General features: G+C 40.9%; 23 protein-coding genes and 5 tRNA genes. 6 read left to right on the top strand and 22 right to left on the bottom strand.

The window, feature by feature from the left end:
- Window positions 1–15 precede the first annotated feature (15 nt).
- The 5 genes from rplJ to KXJ59_RS15120 all read right to left on the bottom strand — a co-directional run bounded on the left by rplJ (window position 16) and on the right by KXJ59_RS15120 (window position 4,257).
- Window positions 16–528, bottom strand: a complete 513-nt coding sequence (gene rplJ, locus KXJ59_RS15100) for a 50S ribosomal protein L10 (protein WP_295206506.1) — start codon at window positions 526–528, stop codon at window positions 16–18.
- A gap of 66 nt (window positions 529–594) precedes the next feature.
- Complete coding sequence (rplA, locus tag KXJ59_RS15105; RefSeq protein ID WP_295206508.1) at window positions 595–1,287, bottom strand: 50S ribosomal protein L1; 693 nt, start codon at window positions 1,285–1,287, stop codon at window positions 595–597.
- Between the two features lie 26 nt (window positions 1,288–1,313).
- Window positions 1,314–1,760, bottom strand: coding sequence for a 50S ribosomal protein L11 (gene rplK, locus KXJ59_RS15110; RefSeq protein WP_295206509.1), 447 nt, complete (start codon window positions 1,758–1,760; stop codon window positions 1,314–1,316).
- Window positions 1,761–2,058: 298 nt separating this feature from the next.
- Window positions 2,059–2,535 (bottom strand): DUF4920 domain-containing protein, encoded by a 477-nt coding sequence (locus KXJ59_RS15115; protein WP_295206510.1) that lies wholly within the window; start codon window positions 2,533–2,535, stop codon window positions 2,059–2,061.
- Window positions 2,536–2,679: 144 nt separating this feature from the next.
- Window positions 2,680–4,257 (bottom strand): serine hydrolase, encoded by a 1,578-nt coding sequence (locus tag KXJ59_RS15120; RefSeq protein WP_295206513.1) that lies wholly within the window; start codon window positions 4,255–4,257, stop codon window positions 2,680–2,682.
- A 243-nt stretch (window positions 4,258–4,500) separates the two neighbouring features.
- Between KXJ59_RS15120 and KXJ59_RS15125 the strand changes: the two genes are divergently transcribed.
- Together KXJ59_RS15125 and KXJ59_RS15130 are read left to right on the top strand one after the other, a co-directional pair.
- The gene (locus KXJ59_RS15125) at window positions 4,501–5,562 is read left to right on the top strand and encodes a sensor histidine kinase (protein WP_295206516.1); all 1,062 of its coding nucleotides are present in this window, start codon (window positions 4,501–4,503) and stop codon (window positions 5,560–5,562) included.
- On the top strand, window positions 5,559–6,266 hold the full coding sequence (locus KXJ59_RS15130) for a response regulator transcription factor (protein WP_295206519.1): 708 nt from the start codon (window positions 5,559–5,561) through the stop codon (window positions 6,264–6,266). The genes KXJ59_RS15125 and KXJ59_RS15130 overlap by 4 nt, the downstream gene beginning before the upstream one ends.
- 10 nt (window positions 6,267–6,276) lie before the next feature.
- On the opposite strand, the gene KXJ59_RS15135 is transcribed toward KXJ59_RS15130, so the two are convergent.
- The gene (locus tag KXJ59_RS15135) at window positions 6,277–6,657 is read right to left on the bottom strand and encodes a DUF3703 domain-containing protein (RefSeq protein WP_295206521.1); all 381 of its coding nucleotides are present in this window, start codon (window positions 6,655–6,657) and stop codon (window positions 6,277–6,279) included.
- A gap of 96 nt (window positions 6,658–6,753) precedes the next feature.
- Between KXJ59_RS15135 and KXJ59_RS15140 the strand changes: the two genes are divergently transcribed.
- Window positions 6,754–7,209: a YqgE/AlgH family protein gene (locus tag KXJ59_RS15140; RefSeq protein ID WP_295206524.1), complete on the top strand. Its 456-nt coding sequence runs from the start codon at window positions 6,754–6,756 to the stop codon at window positions 7,207–7,209.
- Between the two features lie 4 nt (window positions 7,210–7,213).
- On the opposite strand, the gene KXJ59_RS15145 is transcribed toward KXJ59_RS15140, so the two are convergent.
- From KXJ59_RS15145 to rpsU, 13 genes are all read right to left on the bottom strand, one after another.
- Window positions 7,214–8,050, bottom strand: a complete 837-nt coding sequence (locus tag KXJ59_RS15145; protein WP_295206527.1) for a VOC family protein — start codon at window positions 8,048–8,050, stop codon at window positions 7,214–7,216.
- Between the two features lie 33 nt (window positions 8,051–8,083).
- Entirely contained in the window at window positions 8,084–8,467 is a 384-nt protein-coding gene (locus KXJ59_RS15150) for a biopolymer transporter ExbD (RefSeq protein WP_295206529.1), read from the bottom strand.
- A 92-nt stretch (window positions 8,468–8,559) separates the two neighbouring features.
- Complete coding sequence (nusG, locus tag KXJ59_RS15155; protein ID WP_295206532.1) at window positions 8,560–9,174, bottom strand: transcription termination/antitermination protein NusG; 615 nt, start codon at window positions 9,172–9,174, stop codon at window positions 8,560–8,562.
- 6 nt (window positions 9,175–9,180) lie between these two features.
- On the bottom strand, window positions 9,181–9,375 hold the full coding sequence (secE, locus tag KXJ59_RS15160) for a preprotein translocase subunit SecE (protein WP_295206534.1): 195 nt from the start codon (window positions 9,373–9,375) through the stop codon (window positions 9,181–9,183).
- Window positions 9,376–9,529: 154 nt separating this feature from the next.
- Window positions 9,530–9,601, bottom strand: a tRNA-Trp gene (locus KXJ59_RS15165).
- Between the two features lie 128 nt (window positions 9,602–9,729).
- Complete coding sequence (gene tuf / locus KXJ59_RS15170; protein ID WP_295206535.1) at window positions 9,730–10,917, bottom strand: elongation factor Tu; 1,188 nt, start codon at window positions 10,915–10,917, stop codon at window positions 9,730–9,732.
- Window positions 10,918–11,017: 100 nt separating this feature from the next.
- A tRNA-Thr gene (locus KXJ59_RS15175) sits at window positions 11,018–11,089 on the bottom strand.
- A 140-nt stretch (window positions 11,090–11,229) separates the two neighbouring features.
- Window positions 11,230–11,302 (bottom strand) — tRNA-Gly (locus KXJ59_RS15180).
- Between the two features lie 160 nt (window positions 11,303–11,462).
- Window positions 11,463–11,545 (bottom strand) — tRNA-Tyr (locus KXJ59_RS15185).
- Between the two features lie 82 nt (window positions 11,546–11,627).
- A tRNA-Thr gene (locus KXJ59_RS15190) sits at window positions 11,628–11,700 on the bottom strand.
- A 382-nt stretch (window positions 11,701–12,082) separates the two neighbouring features.
- Complete coding sequence (gene raiA, locus KXJ59_RS15195; protein WP_295206538.1) at window positions 12,083–12,382, bottom strand: ribosome-associated translation inhibitor RaiA; 300 nt, start codon at window positions 12,380–12,382, stop codon at window positions 12,083–12,085.
- A 263-nt stretch (window positions 12,383–12,645) separates the two neighbouring features.
- Window positions 12,646–13,545 (bottom strand): tyrosine-type recombinase/integrase, encoded by a 900-nt coding sequence (locus tag KXJ59_RS15200; protein ID WP_295206541.1) that lies wholly within the window; start codon window positions 13,543–13,545, stop codon window positions 12,646–12,648.
- 64 nt (window positions 13,546–13,609) lie between these two features.
- Window positions 13,610–13,807 (bottom strand): 30S ribosomal protein S21, encoded by a 198-nt coding sequence (rpsU, locus tag KXJ59_RS15205; RefSeq protein WP_295206544.1) that lies wholly within the window; start codon window positions 13,805–13,807, stop codon window positions 13,610–13,612.
- Between the two features lie 157 nt (window positions 13,808–13,964).
- On the opposite strand from rpsU, the gene KXJ59_RS15210 reads away from it, so the two are divergent.
- A complete protein-coding gene (locus KXJ59_RS15210; protein WP_295206546.1) occupies window positions 13,965–14,561 on the top strand; it encodes a riboflavin synthase in 597 nt (198 codons plus the stop codon).
- Between the two features lie 466 nt (window positions 14,562–15,027).
- On the opposite strand, the gene hscA is transcribed toward KXJ59_RS15210, so the two are convergent.
- Entirely contained in the window at window positions 15,028–16,884 is a 1,857-nt protein-coding gene (hscA, locus tag KXJ59_RS15215; protein ID WP_295206548.1) for a Fe-S protein assembly chaperone HscA, read from the bottom strand.
- Window positions 16,885–17,093: 209 nt separating this feature from the next.
- On the opposite strand from hscA, the gene KXJ59_RS15220 reads away from it, so the two are divergent.
- On the top strand, window positions 17,094–17,303 hold the full coding sequence (locus KXJ59_RS15220) for a hypothetical protein (protein ID WP_295206551.1): 210 nt from the start codon (window positions 17,094–17,096) through the stop codon (window positions 17,301–17,303).
- A gap of 34 nt (window positions 17,304–17,337) precedes the next feature.
- On the opposite strand, the gene KXJ59_RS15225 is transcribed toward KXJ59_RS15220, so the two are convergent.
- On the bottom strand, window positions 17,338–17,475 hold the full coding sequence (locus KXJ59_RS15225; protein WP_295206554.1) for a hypothetical protein: 138 nt from the start codon (window positions 17,473–17,475) through the stop codon (window positions 17,338–17,340).
- Window positions 17,476–17,587: 112 nt separating this feature from the next.
- Here KXJ59_RS15225 and KXJ59_RS15230 point away from each other — a divergent pair, with 112 nt between their 5' ends.
- Window positions 17,588–17,737, top strand: coding sequence for a hypothetical protein (locus KXJ59_RS15230; RefSeq protein WP_295206557.1), 150 nt, complete (start codon window positions 17,588–17,590; stop codon window positions 17,735–17,737).
- Here KXJ59_RS15230 and KXJ59_RS15235 read toward each other — a convergent pair.
- Entirely contained in the window at window positions 17,715–18,596 is an 882-nt protein-coding gene (locus KXJ59_RS15235) for an IS1595 family transposase (protein ID WP_295206559.1), read from the bottom strand. The two genes, KXJ59_RS15230 and KXJ59_RS15235, sit on opposite strands and share 23 nt — an antisense overlap.
- Window positions 18,597–18,789 lie beyond the last annotated feature (193 nt).

Consider the following 18,789-nt stretch of genomic DNA (forward strand, 5'->3'; position numbering starts at 1 on the left):
CTCCAAATTTTCAAATTACTCCGCGCTAGCGGTAGCCTGCTTCTCATGGTGGTGCAATAATGCAGCCAGTACACGTTTAGCGGGAGACTGCAACAATCCGATTACTTCACCGATCAGTTCATTCTTCGTCTTGATCTGTGTAAGTGTTTTCAGGTTGTTATCGCCTGTGTAAACATCACCATTGATGAACGCAGCTTTCAGCACTGGCTTATCGCCATTGCTTGATTTACGGAAAGAGCTGATGATCAATGCTGGTTCTTTTGGATTCTCTGAAAACATCAATGCAGTTACATTATTCAGAGACTCATAAACACCTGCATATTTTTCTGCATCCAAAGACTCGAGGGCCTTACGGATAAGGGTATTTTTTGCTACTTTCATCTCTACCTGCTTATCAAAGCAGGTACGACGCAAAGTAGATACTTGCGCTACAGTCAGCGATTCTGTATCGGTGATGTAGAAGTTATTGTATTGAGCGAATTTCTCTTTCAGAATTTCGATCACCTCATTTTTTTGATCTTTTGTCATATCTGATCTTTTTTAAAAACCCAGGTCATTTCCATCTCGCCTGAGGCGAGAAAGGATCACCAGGAATTAGTTCATTAATGATTTGGTGTCTAAAGCGATACCAGGGCTCATGCTGCTGGCCATACTCACACCTTTCAGGTAAATACCTTTGGCAGAAGATGGTTTCAGTTTGATGATTGCATTGATCAGTTCAGCACTGTTCTCAGCAATTTTCTCAGGAGCAAATGATACACGTCCGATAGAAGCGTGAACAATACCTGCTTTATCAACCTTGAAGGCAATCTTACCACCCTTCACCTCATTTACCGCAGCGGCAACATCATTGGTTACAGTTCCGGTTTTAGGATTGGGCATCAGGTTACGTGGACCTAATACTTTACCCAGCTTACCAATTTTTGGCATTACTGCTGGAGTTGCAATGATAACATCGATATCTGTCCAACCACCTTCAATTTTGGTGATGAATTCATCCAGCCCTACAAAATCGGCACCAGCTTCTTTGGCAGATGCTTCTTTATCAGGCGTACAAAGAACCAGTACTTTTTTAGTTTTACCGGTACCATGTGGTAATGATACAGTACCACGAACCTGCTGGTCTGCTTTCTTAGGATCTACTCCCAGACGGATATGCAGGTCAACAGAGCTATCAAATTTGGTACAGTTAATTTCTTTTACAAGTGTAGAGGCATCCTTCAGGGAATAGGCTTTATTCTTATCCACCTTGGCTGCTGCTACTTTTCTTTTTTTAGTCAGTGACATTTTTTACAGATTAAAAGGTGAATAAATTAATTGTTTTCCCATGGGGCTTTACCATCTACAGTCAATCCCATACTGCGGGCAGTACCGGCTACCATGCTCATGGCACTGTTCAGGGTGAAAGCATTCAGGTCAGACATCTTGTCTTTCGCGATTGCTTCTACCTGATCCCAGGTTACTTTACCTACTTTCTGACGATTGCTTTCTTTAGATCCTTTCTGGATCTTAGCTGCTTCCATTAACTGAACGGCAGCGGGAGCGGTTTTGATGATGAAGTCGAACGACTTATCAGCATAAACAGTGATCAAAACGGGAACTACTTTACCCATTTTGTCCTGAGTTCTGGCATTAAACTGCTTACAGAACTCCATGATGTTAACACCCTTCGAACCAAGGGCTGGACCTACGGGAGGTGCTGGATTGGCTTGTCCGCCTTTTACCTGCAACTTCACATAGCCGGTGATTTCTTTGGCCATTGCTTTTTGATTTAATTGGTTATAACGTCCAGATTTTATCGGGACTCCCAAACTCAATCATTCTTTCAAAAAAAAGAACTTTTGGGGCGGCAAAGGTAAGGAGGAGGTGCGGGATTTCAAAGAAAAAGAGCAGAAAAGCTGTCAGCCGCTAGCTACTAGCTTCTAGCTTTGAGTAAGTCAATCGGTAAATGATTGATAATCAATTAAAAAGGTGAGACATAAGAATGCCTCACCTTTTATTCGTTGTTTAACACTGCTATATTAGCTGGCAGCTAGAAGCTAGCAGCCAGCAGCTCTCCTACAGTACCAATATCCCTGCTGCCTGAATCACAATCTCCTTCTTGGGTTCGGTGATTTTGGCAATTTCGTCTTTGCTTTTACCGGCATCTTCCGCAAAATGCTTCAGTTGTTTTACTGATGTTGTGGTTTGGGTGGCTATACCGTCAATCACTATCTTCTTACCATTCAGAATCACCGGAACGGCAAATTTATGGTCCTTCATACGAACCATCATATTACCATTGGGCGACTGTACTTTGATCCAGCAACCCTCTTTCTGGCAAACTTCTGTTACTACACCTACTATTTTGGCTTCATGAGGTTTTCCCTCTTCTTTGGTCGACATCACTTTTACAAACTCTTCAATAGATACTGCATTATCGGCAGTGGTGGCTTTACCAAATTTGGCACCGGCTTCTGCGGGTACTTGTGGGGGCTGTGCGCTCAGCATATTTACGGCAAATAATGCAAAAGCCGCAATCAATAATTTTTTCATGCAATCCTTATTTGTTGTTAATGATAGTTGAGCAGTTTTTACTGTCTGCTACAAAGATACAACCATCAATAACACGTTGCAACACCGCTGGTCATAATACCTTTATTGGAAATTATTGACCCTTTAAACGCTTCTCCTGCAGTATTATTCTTCATACTTGTTTTTCCTCTCATCTGCACCAAAGCCAAGTGCCAGTTCTTTTAGCTGGTATGTAATGCGACGAATAGGTACATCTCGATAATTGGATAGCACAATTACGGTCAGATTATCGTTCCTGTAAAAATGAAAATTTGAAATAAATCCATTCATCGTACCTCCATGCCTGATGAGTTTTCCGGCATCCTCCCCTTCCTGCGAAGTTTGGTAAGGTTGTATACGGAAACCATACCCATAATAACCCCAATCCTTTCCTGTGCCATCAAACAGCTGTGAAAGACTCTCCCCATTGAGCAACGCTAACCGCCCCAAGGCTTTTCTCCAATTGAAAAGATCTGATGTAGTTGAGTAAATATCACCTGCTCCAAAAGCATAAGCAACCGAATTATGAACCCTGCGAAATATTCCATTCACCGTCCTGTACCCTATTGCCCTGTTCGCTGGTGTATTTGTCAATCTTTCCATACCAGTATACTGCATACCCGCTGGATTAAAGATAGCCGTCTGCAGGTATTGCTGATAACTGGTACCCGTTACCGATTCAATAATCATAGCCAATATGGCATAGTTGATATTGGTGTACTGGTATTTTTCACCGGGCTGAAAACTTCTTTTCGATTTATTAATAATCGCAAGCAGTTCTGCCGGAGTAATATCCATTATTTCATACTCTGTAAGGTTATCAAAACTTGATTCTAGTCCGGATTGCTGTTTCATCAGGTAATGAATGGTTAATCCATCTGCCAGTTCTTTTTTCAGACCGGGCAGATAGGTAGTTACAGGCATTTGCAGATTGAGTTTTTTTTCTTCCACAAGTTTCATCACGGCTACTGCAACAAAAGACTTGGTTAATGAACCGATTAAGAATTGCGTGCTGATCGTATTGGGTATCCCCTTCTCAACATCAAACATTCCATATGCTGCATGATGTATCACTGAATCGCCCTTTGCCACCAGAACAGTTCCCTGAAAATGTGTGCTTGTCAAAATGGATTGCATATACGACTCCATCTTGTCGTTTTTTATTTCACGAACCACATTTTTATCTTCTGGTTGGCTGTTTACAGATTCCAGATCCATTGAAAACAATACGCTGGCGATTTTCCATACCCCGTTTTGTTTAATCAATCCCCAACTCTCTTTCCCCCAGTTTCCTTTTTTACCATTCGACCAGAAGCTGTAATCAAATGTTACCGACCCGATTGTTCCATCTTCCACAATTACAGGTTGAATAAATTTCTCCTGCTTGGTTCCACCTTTCATTACCGACCTGAACCATGTTCTGAAATCAGACACACGGTATTCAGGCGCTTTTGTGTCGTTTAACAGACGTTGCCGCTGTGTGGCTGGTTTCCATACCCCTACCCATGTCACAGGAACATCAGCAAAAAAGGAAAACATCTGCGTAGAATCTCTTGTTTCAATGGCTTTCATAAAACCCTGCAATAGCATGTTAATTTCAGGATGCTGAACAGAAGTATTTTGCGAATTGGCCCTGAATACTGTTACCAGAAAAAAACAAATGACCATAGTGCTTTTACAACATTTCATAGTGTAGATATTCATTGTATTTATTTTTTGGGAATCATAAACGTCTTGGCTACAATAAAAAAGAAATATCCTGCGAATCTCTCCTTCGTTTGATTTTGAGTAACACTTATTCGACGAGTTGCCTTTTCGCAGCAACAAACAATTCTATTTCAGTTTTACACCTCCGTTTTGCTTGTTGATATGCGATTTCACTTATTTCGTCTACAAAGGATGATCCGGCTCCAACATTTTTCTATTTTTATAGATATTGCAAGTCACATGAAATTGAAAAAAGAGAACAAATATTTACTGCATATTTTATTCTGGCTGGTTATTTACATTGTGTACCTCACCCAGTACATTTTCAATGAAAGATCAGATACTCTCCGACACGAGTTCAGCACATATGACAGAGGGCTTACTGTTTTCTTTCACCTGCTGGCGGTAATAGCAGCCAGTTATTTTAGCGTTATCAGGGTTCTTCCTTTCCTGTTTGATAAGAAGCAAATCATACGTGGTGGCATTGAATTATGTGTGGGTATTTATATCATCGCAATACTCAGCAGGTTTTCGGTCGTATATATACTGGAACCCATATTGGGTGGAAACTTCGGGGAGCAGGAATCGATCCTGCAAATACTTGGTCAGCTTGCAATACTTTTCAAATATTATATCATTAGTATTGTTTCGGGCGCACTTCCTTTTATCATTTTTCATCTGTTGATAGACAGACAGCGTATCATGAGGGAACAGGCGGAGATTGAAAAAGAAAAAATCAGTGCAAGACTTGATGTACTCAAAGCCCAGATCAATCCTCATTTTTTATTCAACACACTCAATAATATTTATTCACTCGCTGTTCAGCAGTCAACTGAAACAGCACCAACCATCGACAGGCTTTCACAATTACTCGATTACCTGTTGTACAGGTGTAATGCCAACTATGTTTCATTGGATAATGAAATCCAGTTCCTCAGAAATTATCTTGACCTTGGTAAAATGAGATTTGGCAATCGCTTAAGTATACAGTTTCTACATGAAACAGACAGGCCTTATACCATTCCTCCTCTGCTATTGGTTCCTGTAATTGAAAATATGTTTAAACATGGGGCAGAACAAACAACAGGGCCTACTGCATTCAGCATTAGATTAAAAGCTGAAAACAATCAATTAACTTTAATTGCCACCAATAATTTTATACCCGGTGAAAATAAGGTTTCAGGTATTGGCCTGTCAAACCTCAAGCAAAGACTTGACATACTTTTTCCCGGCCATTATATATTGAAGGTTGTAGAGAAAAATGAAATTTTTGAAGTAAAAATGCAGGTTCCACTGGTATGAATGCAACATGTTTAATTGTAGATGACGAGCCACTGGCAATTCAATTATTGCAGAAGCATATTCATGAATCGGGTTTGCTTGAACTGAGTGGCTCCTGTGCACATGCTATGGAAGCAAGCGCTTTCCTGAGAACCAATAAAGTTGATTTGATTTTCCTTGATATTCAGATGCCAAAACTAACAGGCATAGAATTACTCAGGATGCTAAAACCTGCACCTGCCGTAATTTTCACCACCGCTTACCGTGATTATGCAATGGAAGGTTATGAACTGGACATTGTAGATTACCTGCTAAAACCAATCAGCTTTGAGCGTTTTATGGCATCTGTAGAAAAATTTTACAGAAGAAGGAACAATAACACTGTTGAAGTTGCTGCAAGCAATCATTTGTTACCACAAAAATTAATACTGCTTCAATCCGGCACAAAAACTTATCAGGTGAATGAAGCAGATATCGTTTTTATTGAGAGTTTAAAAGATTATATCCAACTGCATTTTACAGATGGAAAGAAGCTCATGATCAAATACAAAATCGGTCAGTTGGAATATGAACTCTCTTCAGATTTTTTGCGCGTGCATAAATCTTATATCGTACACAAAAACAGAATTACCGTTTTCAGCAGCCAGACAATCGAACTCGGTAGCTTTTCCGTTCCTGTTGGCAACCATTATAAAGGCTTTGTAGAAGAACTACTGAAAAAATAAGATCATCCACCTATTGGGGTAATGGCACACCAGCTTTTGCAAAAATCTCCTTTATCTCCTGTTGAATAGGCATCCTTCGCATCGGTGGTACATTGGCTCCACCAGTATTACCTACCGGCACGGTTCCTACAAATGACTTTACACCTCCTATCAGTAACCTCGGTATCTGACCTATCACTTCTTTTACACTTTTGATGCGACAGCCAAATACCAACATTTTCCAGTGTACCAAACTGTGGTGATACGGATAGCATTGTCCGATTACATGCGCCCTCTCGAGATAATTCCATGCCCCGGTAAGGTCTTTGTTCTTCATCGCCGTAGCATAGTCATTTAAAGACTGTTTGAAAAAAGGTTTCAGGGAACCTGGCATGGTTGTGTAGAATTTCATACCTTTTTTTACTAAGTTAAGACCTCTTCTCTTAACTGAGATAACGGATACAGAAAGATTTTCAGTTAATTTTATTCAACCGATAAGCTAGTATTCATGTCATCATTATTAGGTACTATCATCACCAGTACACCCGACATCAATGATCCCAACTTTGAGAATACGCCTATTCTGATTGTAGAACACAACGACAGGGGCGCTGTTGGCTTTATTGCACATTTGCCTTTGATGAAGAATTTGAATGAGCTTGCTGAATTTACACAGTATCCACCTGTTCCACTCTTTATAGGTGGCCCGGTTGATCAGGAAAATCTCTTTTTTTTACATCGCCGACCCGATTTAATTGAAGGCGGGCTGCTTATTAAAGACGGAGTTTATTATGGTGGCGATTTTCAGCAGGTGCTTGCTCATCTTAAAGACCAAACTTTAGCTGAAAAAGATATCCGCCTGCTCATTGGGTATGCGGGGTGGGATCCGCAGCAACTGGAAGAAGAGATTAAGGAAGGTAGCTGGGTCATTACTAATCAACCTGCTTTTGATGCATTTGATTAGTACATCAGGCATCAAGCAAAGTCTGTATATCAAATTTCTGCATTTTCAGGAATGCCTGAATAACCCTCGGCCCTTTTTCAGGATTGCTCATGAGTTCTGAGAGAACAGCAGGAACAATCTGCCAGGAAACACCGTACTGATCGGCCAGCCAGCCACACATATCATAGCGCCCGCCGGCTCCCAGTGTTTCCCAGAAATAATCGATCTCTTTCTGGTCATCACATTCTACCACAAATGAATTTCCCGGCGTAAAATCATACTCATGTTGCAGGGTACTGCTCATCGCATTCATGATAAAACCATTGAGTTTGAATTGTGCAAACAACAAGGTTCCGTTGCCCATTCCTGCTTCGGGTGGATAAGGCATATCCATCAGTTGCATACTATTGGCAAATGTGTTCATATAGAAATTCCTTGCCGCCGCCACCTGTGCATTTTTTTTATTCACGAACAAGAGGTTAGGCACAATTTTCTGTTCATTGTTAATCTCTTCCACATCAAGCTGCCAGTTTACTCCAAACCGGTCCTGCACCCATGCATAACGTGGGCTCCAGTCGTATTTACCAATTGGCATCAATACATTCCCTCCTTCTTTCAGTGCTTCGTATAAACGATTGATTTCTCCCTCACCATTACAATACACGAAATATGATACCGCAGGTGTAACCTTGTATTTGGGTCCGCCGTTGAGTAACATAAAAACAATACCTCCGGCTGTGAACCTGGTAACAATTGGATTTGATTCGAGTATGCTTGCCTTATTAAATATTTCACAATAAAATGCAGCAGCTTCCTGTGCATTGTTATTGAACCATATGCAAGGATAGATTGGTTTTGACATTTTATTTGACATTTAAGGGATAATGGTACCCTATCAGATTTTCAACAATTGGTAGGATTTGATATTTTTTTCAGACATTATATCAAGTACCGATACAATTTGCTGATAACCGGTTTCTTTGGTACAAACGATATTAACGACTGGCTGCTGTAACAGGTTTGTTTTGGTAGCAAGTTCCCGTCTCAGATCGGCATATGCAATTTTAATTTTCTTTCCTTCTACTACATAATACACTTCATTTTTTTCAAGAAGCAAACAATGCGCTAAATCGGCAGTTTTTGCTTCTTTCATTCCACTGAGGGTATTGTCAACGGGTTCAGATATTACACTTGTAAGAACAAAAAATGAAACAGACACAAGAAACAGAGCTATCATCACCATTACCAGCACGCGAAAAGATGTACGTGAAATTTTCATGGCAGTATGTTTTATTACGATGATGAATTTACTATTTTTTTAGCAAAAAAAAGGCCGTCCTGATTGGACGGCCTTTTAAATATCTGTATAAACTAACTGAGTTTTTCTACCTGCATATAGTTGAGTTCCACAGGTGTTGAACGACCGAAGATTTTCACGGTTACTTTCAGTTTTTTCTTTTCGTCGTTTACTTCTTCAATAACACCATTGAAGTCGTTAAATGGACCTTCAATAATTTTAATGGTTTCGCCGATAATGAATGGTTCGCTCATGGTTGCACCCTGATCGTTCATTTCATCTACCTTACCCAGCATTTTGTTTACTTCACTTTTACGCAATGAAATGATATTGCCTTTTGAGCCTTTACCATCGGTAAGGAAGTGCATAACATTGCTGATATTGCTGATATGCTGTACGATATCATCATTCAGCTTACCATTCAATACTTCCATCATTACATAACCGGGAAAATAGTTTTTTTCGCGCATTACTTTTTTACCGTTCTGCACTTTGTATACTTTCTCCATCGGAAGGAAAATCTGTTTAATAATTTCCTGCCAGCCACTGCGAATAATGTCTTTATCCAGGTATTCTTTCACCTTACGCTCTTTACCACTTACCACGCGCAGTACATACCATTTGGTATTTTCAGGCTGACTGGTTTCAGTGGTTTCAACAGCGTTATTATCTACTACTGATGCTTCCATGTTCTCTTACTTGAATAATGAGTAAATCAACTTCAGCAACTGGTTGCTGGAGAAATCCATCACCCAAACCATCGCGGTGATGATAACGGTAGCTACCAGTACAATAACGGTACTTTGCTGAAGTTGTAACCAGGTTGGCCAGGTTACTTTCTCCATCAACTCACGGTAGCTCTCTTTGAAGTATGTGGCGATTTTGTTCACTTGTACAATTTGAAAATTTGAGAATTTGAAAATTTGAAAATATTGAGTCTTTCGGTTAAAATTTGATATTGAAAACATTTCCCTTTCAATTGCGCAGCAATGGAAGGTGCTTCATTTTCAAATTTTCAAATTCTCAAATTTTCAAATTATCCAGCACGGGCACTAGGATTCGAACCCAGATCAAAGGTTTTGGAGACCTCTATACTAACCGTTGTACTATGCCCGTATACCCCTAACCCCTAAAGGGAGTAAAGGTTTTTTTATTAACTACAAAGTACTTAGTTCCCTAAGTACTTTGCAATTATAAAGGTAATAAACTTTTTCCAACATCCCCTTTAGGGGACAGAGGGGAGCTTATTTAACGATTTCAGTAACCTGACCGGCACCTACGGTACGTCCACCTTCGCGGATAGCGAATTTCAGACCTTTTTCCATAGCGATCGGCTGGATCAGTTTTACAGTAAGACCGATGTTATCACCAGGCATTACCATTTCTGTTCCTTCAGGTAAAGTACACTCACCAGTTACATCCGTAGTACGGAAGTAGAACTGAGGACGGTATTTGTTAAAGAATGGAGTGTGACGTCCACCTTCTTCTTTGCTCAATACGTAAACTTCTCCTTTGAAATCAGTGTGTGGAGTGATGGAACCTGGCTTACAGATTACCATACCACGACGGATATCTTTTTTCTCAATACCGCGGAGCAGCAGACCGGCGTTATCACCTGCCTGACCTTCATCCAACAGTTTCTTGAACATTTCAACACCAGTTACGGTAGAAGTTAATGGAGATTCCATCAGACCAACGATCTCAACACCTTCACCTACTTTAATGATACCACGCTCAATACGACCGGTTGCAACGGTACCACGACCTGTGATAGAGAATACGTCTTCCACAGACATCAGGAATGGCATATCGATTGGGCGGGGAGGCAATGGAATGTAAGTATCTACAGCTTCCATCAGCTCATCTACTTTAGCTACCCACTGTGCTTCACCAGCAAGAGCGCCGGTTGCAGAACCCTGAATAATTGGAGTATTGTCACCATCGAAACCGTATGAAGTCAGCAATTCGCGGATCTCCATTTCAACCAGTTCCAATAATTCAACGTCATCAACAAGGTCAACCTTATTCATGAACACTACAATACGAGGTACACCTACCTGGCGGGCCAGCAGGATGTGCTCTTTGGTTTGAGGCATCGGACCATCAGTCGCAGCCACAACCAGGATAGCACCGTCCATCTGAGCGGCACCGGTAATCATATTTTTCACATAGTCGGCGTGACCTGGACAGTCAACGTGCGCATAGTGACGATTAGCAGTTTGATATTCTACGTGTGCAGTATTGATAGTGATACCACGCTCTTTTTCTTCCGGAGCGCCATCGATCTCATCATACTTTTTAGCCGTTGCCAGACCTTTCTTAGATAAGATGTCCGTAATGGCAGCAGTCAGGGTGGTTTTACCGTGGTCAACGTGACCAATGGTTCCAACGTTTACGTGAGGTTTCTCCCTCTTAAAGGTCTCTTTAGACATTTTTATCGGTTTTTAGTTGTGTTTTAAAAATCTAAGGCTTTCGCCGTTTGTTTAACTGTTTATTTACCCGCTCTGCGGATCACATTTCTTTCGCTGCTTGAGCCGTTAGTGAGAATCGGACTCACGACCTCTTCCCTACCAAGGAAGTGCTCTACCACTGAGCTACAACGGCTTTTAAATCTCTTTAGCTGTTGTGTTTTTCTTTTCAAAAAAAGAACTCACGACCTTCCCGATTACATCGGGATGCTCTACCACTGAGCTACAACGGCTTTTTAATCTCTTTAGCTGTTGTTTTTAAAGAACTTAAAAATGAGCGGGAGACCAGGCTCGAACTGGCCACCTATAGCTTGGAAGGCTATCGCTCTACCAAATGAGCTACTCCCGCTTGTTAATTTGAAAATTTGAGAATTTAGAAATTTGGAAATGTTTATAAAACACTTCGTGTTTTTAAATTATCAGGTTTCAAATACTTATAAAGAACTTACTAAAATCAACAATCCGATCATTTTCAAATTTCCAAATTCTCAAATTTTCAAATTGTCCTGTGGGCAGAGTAGGGTTCGAACCTACGTACTCGTGAGAGAACAGATTTACAGTCTGTCGCCTTTAACCACTCGGCCATCTGCCCTTAATTGATCCGTTATTTTAAAGAAATAATTGTGTTATTCTATTATTCCAATCCAATAAACCACCAATTTTCTAAAGAACTGAGCCGAAGATGGGACTCGAACCCGCGACCTGCTGATTACAAATCAGCTGCTCTACCAACTGAGCTACTTCGGCTTGTTTTGCTTCATTTATTCAGTATAGATCGTTTAAAGGTCCGCGACCTCCCCGATAAAATCGGGATGCTCTACCAACTGAGCTATATCGGCTTTTATTTGTGAGAAATTCGACCATAAAAACAAGGTTTAACCCTCCATTTTTTTCAGTTGCTGATTCTGCACAATACAAAGAACTACCCGTTTTTGGGATGGCAAAGGTAATGGAAAACTTAATTCAGCAAAATTTTGGTTGGAAAATTTTCAGGTAGTTATTCACAAGAGGAAAAAAGCTGCTAGCTGCCAGCCGCTAGCTACTAGCTTTTTTTCCTACTGGAAGCTAGTAGCTAGCGGCTGGCAGCTCACAAAAAAGCCCCGGCTTTTTGGGCCAGGGCTGGGTAATTTTACGCTGCTAATTTTTCTTTTTTTCGTTTGATCTGTGAAACAATAGATTCCATGGCTGAATCGAATGACTCTTCGAATGACTTTGACGAGGCCTTCACAAAAAAATCATGCCTCGGTACGTGCACCCTGATCTCCGCAATCTTGTCTTTAATGGTGTGTACCACATTGTCAAGCTTCAGAAACACATCCACTTTCAATATCCGGTCGTGAAAAGTGTTTAGCTTGGTCAGCTTACGTGATACATACTCTACCAATTTGTCATCTGCATCGAAGTGCACGGTTTGAATGTTAACGTTCATAGCAACTCACGTTTAATCGGTGAAAAAATTATGTGAAAGATCTTATTTGCTGAGGGCTTGTTCCGGGGTTTTAACCCCGTTTCTCATAACAAACAAGTTAAACCTTTCGAATGAAAAAAAGAAATAAACAAGTGAATTTTTAGAAAGATTTAGAAGAAAAATCATCACCAAAAAAAGGGGCTTGAAAAATCACCTGCGAATCAATAAAAAACATATCAAACTCAACCACATCTATCCCCAGTTCTCACTTTCGGACTTACCCCCTACGCCTTCGGATGCGCTTTCTTAAACACTTCTTTGAGTTTTTCAATGGTATTATGGGTATATACCTGCGTAGCCGCAAGGCTGCTATGCCCCAGGAGTTCTTTTACTGCATTGAGATCGGCTCCATTATTCATTAAATGGGTGGCAAAACTATGCCGGAGTATGTGCGGACTCTTCTTTTGTATCGTGGTTACGGCAGCAAGGTGCTGTTTTACAAAACTGTATACCTGTCTTGGCTGCAGCGGTTTGCCCTTTTCGGTGAGGAATAATCGGGGGTCTCGTTCTTCCTGCTGCACAGGTTTCTCTTTTATATAAGCTCTAAGTGATTGTACCAGCACCGGAGACACAGGTATAATTCGCTCTTTATTTCCCTTTCCCAGTACTTTTACCTGTTTCAGTGAATCATCTAACTGGCTTTCTTTTAAACCTATCAACTCGCTTAAACGCATGCCTGTGCCGTAAAAGAGTTCCAGCACCAGTTTTTCAGTTCTCCCCTTCCAGTCGTCTGAAAATTCCACATAATCAAAGAGGGTCTTCATGTCTTTCTCCTCCACAAAAGCCGGCAAACGCTTATTGAGTTTGGGAGATACGATGGTTGTCATGGGCGACTGCTGTATGACCCCGTTTTTTAACTGAAATTTGAAAAAGGATTTAAGAGAAGAAATTTTCCGGTTCAGGCTCCGGCTCTCAAGTCCCTCCTCCTTCATTTCGGCCAACCAGCTCCTGATAAACATGGCCGTTATGGCAGGTACTTCAGGCGAATCGAACTGACTGGCCAGGTAGCTGAAAAACTGCTCCAGATCGGTCTGGTAGGAAATAAGGGTATGTTGGGAATATCGCTTCTCGAAGCGGAGATGATCGAGAAAGGGTTGTATGACAGGGCACCTGGGTTGGGACATAAAAAAAGTAGCCTAAAGTTACAAAACTCAGGCTACTGAATATATTCTGCTTCGATAAAAGGAATTATCCCTCGATCTTGCCGCTAGCGATCTGCTGCTTATAGATGGCTTTCAACACTTCACCACGACGTCTAACAGACGGCTTGGTGAATGCCTGACGCTCTCTTAACTGCAACAGAGTTTTACTTTTTTCAAACTTCTTTTTGTACTTCTTGAGAGCCTTGTCGATGTTTTCGCAATCTTTTGAATCAATAATAAGCATAACGATTATACCTCCTCGGGTGTTTTTTAGGATGGCAAAGATAGTAGTATCATCAGAAATACACAAATACTTTTAAAATTTTTTGATGTCAGATGTCAGATGGCAGATTTTTAAATCTGCCATCTGACATCTGACATCTGATATTTAACTTGCGTCTATGTTTACAGGCATAATAGAATCTATCGGAAAAATCGTGGGGCTGGAGAAAAATGGCAGTAATATTAGTTTTTGGGTGGAATCTTCTATTTCGGGGGAACTGAAGATCGACCAGAGCCTGAGCCATGAGGGCGTTTGCCTCACCATTGATGCCCTCGATCAGGGCCGTCACCGGGTAACTGCTATTGAAGAAACCCTGAAAAAGACCAATTTATCGGGATGGGAAACCGGTAGCATCCTCAATCTGGAAAGATGTATGCTGATGAATGGCAGGCTCGATGGACATATTGTTCAGGGTCATGTTGACTGTACCGCTACCTGTTTAGAAAGGATAGAAAGAGAAGGTAGCTGGGAATTCAAGTTTCAGATTCCCGAGCAATTTGCACACCTGATCATTGAAAAAGGGTCTATTGCCATCAATGGCACCAGCCTTACCTGTTTTGAAGTGGGTACCGATCATTTTAAAGTAGCCATTATACCCTATACGTATGCACATACCAGCATTCACCGGGTAAGCAAAGGGTCGGTGGTGAATATTGAGTTTGATATTCTGGGGAAATATATTGAGCGGATGAGGGGGTTAGGGGTTAGCTATTAGGGATGGATGTTAGCGCATTTATTGAAAAAGGGGCCGACAAGGTACTGACTACTATTGGACCGACATTGAAGAAACATTGAGAAACTATTGAGAAAACATAGGAAATACAATAGAAAACCATTGAGAAAGCATAAGGAAAACATTGAGCAACCATTGAAAAATGCCGGGTATATTTTCAAATCATCCCCGCCTTTCTGTTGCGCACAGAGGGGGTAATAGCCCGTTTCACTTTTCACCTTTCTCTTCCCAAACCAAGTAAAAGGTACAGGTATTCATTGAAAAAGAGACTGTCTACCTACTGAGTGGGTATAGACAGAGATACGAGAGGCATAAGGGAACCATAAGAGAATGATAAGAGAATGATAAGAGAATGATAGTGAAACCATAGGAAAACCATAGGGAAGTGATAGTTGCCTTGTACTGATTTTTCACTTTTCACCTTTCACTTTTCTCTTATGTCTCCCCCTTACACAGTCTTCCCTTTCAATGCCTGACCAACGGCCTTATCCATGGCACGTTCAGCAAAGGGGCGGGTTACTTCGTTTAATTCTTCTATTTTATTGTGAATCATGTTTTTATCGTCCATAGTTAAAGCTAATTGTAAGGCCTGCATGGCGTTGGCTGTCAGTAAAACCTCTTTATTTGACAAGAGCTCGGGGTTTTTCGTCATAAATTTTTCCGTCGCGTCCAAAATCTGTTCTCCCTCGGTACGGGCTTCCACAAGGGCGCGCGTAACCATATCATCTTTGGCATGAGTAATACTGTCCAGCAGCATTTGTTCCACTTCCTGATCGGTTAAACCGTATTGTGGTTTTACTTCAATACTTTGTTCTGCTCCACTACGTAACTCTTTGGCTTTCACTATTAAAATACCATCTGCATCAATTAAAAATTGCACTTCAACCTTGGGTAACCCAGCAGGCATTCCGGGGATGCCGGTTAGACTAAATTCTGCCAGTTTCCTGTTATCTTTCACCAGGTCGCGTTCTCCCTGAAATACGGAGATACGCATTCCGCTCTGGCCATCTTTCTGGGTAGTGTACTGGCGTCCCACCCGGGTTGGTATTTTGGAGTTCCTAGGGATCAAGACATCCATCAACCCTCCCATGGTTTCAATTCCCAGACTGAGGGGGGTAATATCGAGCAGCAGAAAATCGGTATTGTTTCCTGCCAGTATATCGGCCTGTACTGCTGCGCCAATTGCCACTACTTCATCGGGGTTTACCTCATCATTTACAGGTCGGCCAAAAAAAGCACTTACGGCTCCTTTTACGGCCGGAACACGTGTACTGCCACCCACCATTACCACCGTATCAATATCCTGCTGTTTTAATCCGGCATCTTTTAACGCTTGCTCACAACAGCCAATCGTTTTATCTATCAATGGCCTGATCAGTTCATTGAATTCAACTTTATTTATGGTTAACACATCGCCATTCAGGTCAGTTTCGAAACTATCATGACTGCTCAAATGCTTTTTGGCTTCTTCTGCCCTGAGCCTTAACGATTGAACCAGTTGTTTATTGATTTTCAAATCATTATCAGCTATACTTGCTTTTTTAGTCCAGTTCTGAACGATCGTTCTATCAAAATCATCGCCGCCTAAATAGGTATCTCCATTGGTACTGAGTACTTCAAAAATACCATTGGATATTCTCAGGATGGAGATATCGAAAGTACCGCCACCCAGATCGTATACGGCTATGGTTTTCTCCTCCTCTTTATTCATACCAAGTCCATAAGCCAAACTTGCCGCTGTGGGTTCATTTACAATACGGAGCACATCGAGTCCAGCCAGTTTACCGGCATCGCGTGTAGCCTGTCGCTGGGCGTCATTAAAATAGGCGGGTACCGTTATAACAGCCTTGGTTACGGGTGTCTTCAGTATATGTTCGGCTCTTTGCTTGAGCTCTTTCAGAATATAGGATGATAGCTCAATGGGTGAATAGAATTTATCGCCCACCTGTACTTTTACCAGACTTTCGGTATCATCATCAATTACTTTATAGGAGAAAAAGTCTGAATGTTCTTTAATATCCCGGTAACTCTTACCCATGAGTCTTTTGGCACTGAAAATGGTATTGGTGGGGTCTGTTTCCAGGTACTGACGGGCTCCTTCTCCTACTTCTGCGTTTCCAAAAGCATCAAAATGCACCACACTGGGTACCAGGCTGCTGGTATTAAACTCCCGTAATGCCACGGGCACTTTGCTCTCCGGGTGAATAATGGCCACCAGGCTATTGGTGGTTCCCAAATCGATACCCACTATCATCTCAGCCTGTTGTAAACTGCCGGTTGCTATATTAATGCCAATCTTTGCCATATTTATTTCAATAAGCTACAAAAATAAGCGATTACCGGGGAGGAGGATTTCGTTTTTGGAAAGAAGCGGAGAAGAAACAGAAGAACAGAGAAACATCCAACTTCGAAATTGGATATTCGATGTTTCGGCATATGTGTAGCCACGACACAAGGTAGAATGTGGATAAAAATAAATAACATAATTTAACGGGACACTAAAACTCCCGCATTATGAAATTTGACTTTTACAAAACTGTTATCGTATTATTATTGGCGGCTCTTACTTTCTATATGTTCAAGCTATCCAAAACAATAGAGTTAAATGCTAAAGAGAACGCTAAGGCAGGGAGATTTGTGCCGATTGGGAATTTAGTATTAGATACACAAACAGGGGCTACTTATAACGAAGGAAAGGTTTATTCTGACCCCATAATAAAATAGGGATAGACCGAAGCCTATCCCCTTGATCCATTAATTAGGCTGCTTTTTTTAGTTTAGCCCAGAAGTGCCAAACTGTTTTTCCCTTTGGTGGTGGTATTTTCTTACCTTTGACAGTAATAAACTTTGAAAATACCTCTACCTTGCCTTCGTGATTTACTTTTCTTAGTGCCACGTTGTTTAGGTTTAGAAGTTATTTAATGACCAACGTTTTAAGTGCAATGGTCTTTTACACTATCCCCGATTGGCGGCAACCTTTCAGGGATTTCTTTTTTATACATATAAATATGGCAAAAGCATCTAAGAAATTAACTCCAATGGAAAAACTTACCGCTGGGTATGAAAAATTCATAGAGGGTAAGAAAACAACAAGCAAAGGGAAAAAGGTCTTTGAAAAAACTATCAAAGCAGCCTCTAAGCCACATGGCTCAAAATAGTATCAAACATTATATCTTGCTTGTCCTTATTCATTAATCTGAAAGCTACCTCATCGGCATAAAGCTGAAGATATTTGACCGAAACGTGTATATGCGTTCCTTTGATAGTTCTCTTTAAATTACTCCAAGCGTTTTCTATTCCGTTGGTGTGAAACTCACCCCTTTTAAATTCGTTCTGTAAGTGATTAATAACCTCATGTTTCAGGTAATTAATGTCTAAGCCTTTATAGCCTAAATGGCTATCCGTTACAAGTATTGCGGAGGGGTCAACGTGTTTTCTTACTCTCTCTTTAAATGTTTTGGTATCGTCCATTACTTCAAAGATTACTTTCTTATCATCAGTAACAAATCCCATTACTCCGGCTTTGTTGTCGTTCCTTGTTCCATCTTCGTTGTAATATGTTGCTCTTTTCTTGCTATGCATATTATCAAACTTCATCCCAAAATAACTTTCATCTACCTGCACTTTGCCAGTCAATTTGCCGAGCCTGTTATTAGCCATAAGTATTTTAATTTGATGGCTCATTCTTAGTGCTGTTTTGTAGCAAACATTCAATTGCCTTTCCAGTTCTTTCGCAGCAACACCGTTGCGTGTTGTTGTTTGCAGAAAAATTGCATAAAACCAATAGGTTAATGGTGTAGTTGTTTTTTCAAAAACTGTGTCTTTTGTGGGATACACTTGTTGACTGCAATTAGGGCATTGATAAGACCTTCTATTCTTAACCCTTGTAAACTCTTTAGTGCTTTCACACTTAGGGCAAATAAGCCCTTTAAAACGTAACTGGAATATCTTGTCTAAGCAAGCATCATCATTAGGATAGTCGGTTCTAAATTGATCTATCGTGTAGCGTAATGTCATAGTAGTAAAATTTAACCGTCTTTTGTTGCTTTTACAGTATCTTTTACTACCTTTGTATAGTAAAAGTGTGGAGAATAACGGATTCGAACCGTTCAGGGAGGTTCTCAAAGCGCCCCTGCCGTACCCACGGATTCCCCTATTTTTATTGAACTCATAAGCCACTCACAGTCGCCGCCAAAGCAAGTGAGTGGTT

This window comes from Sediminibacterium sp., assembly GCF_019264485.1.
GTDB lineage: Bacteria > Bacteroidota > Bacteroidia > Chitinophagales > Chitinophagaceae > Sediminibacterium.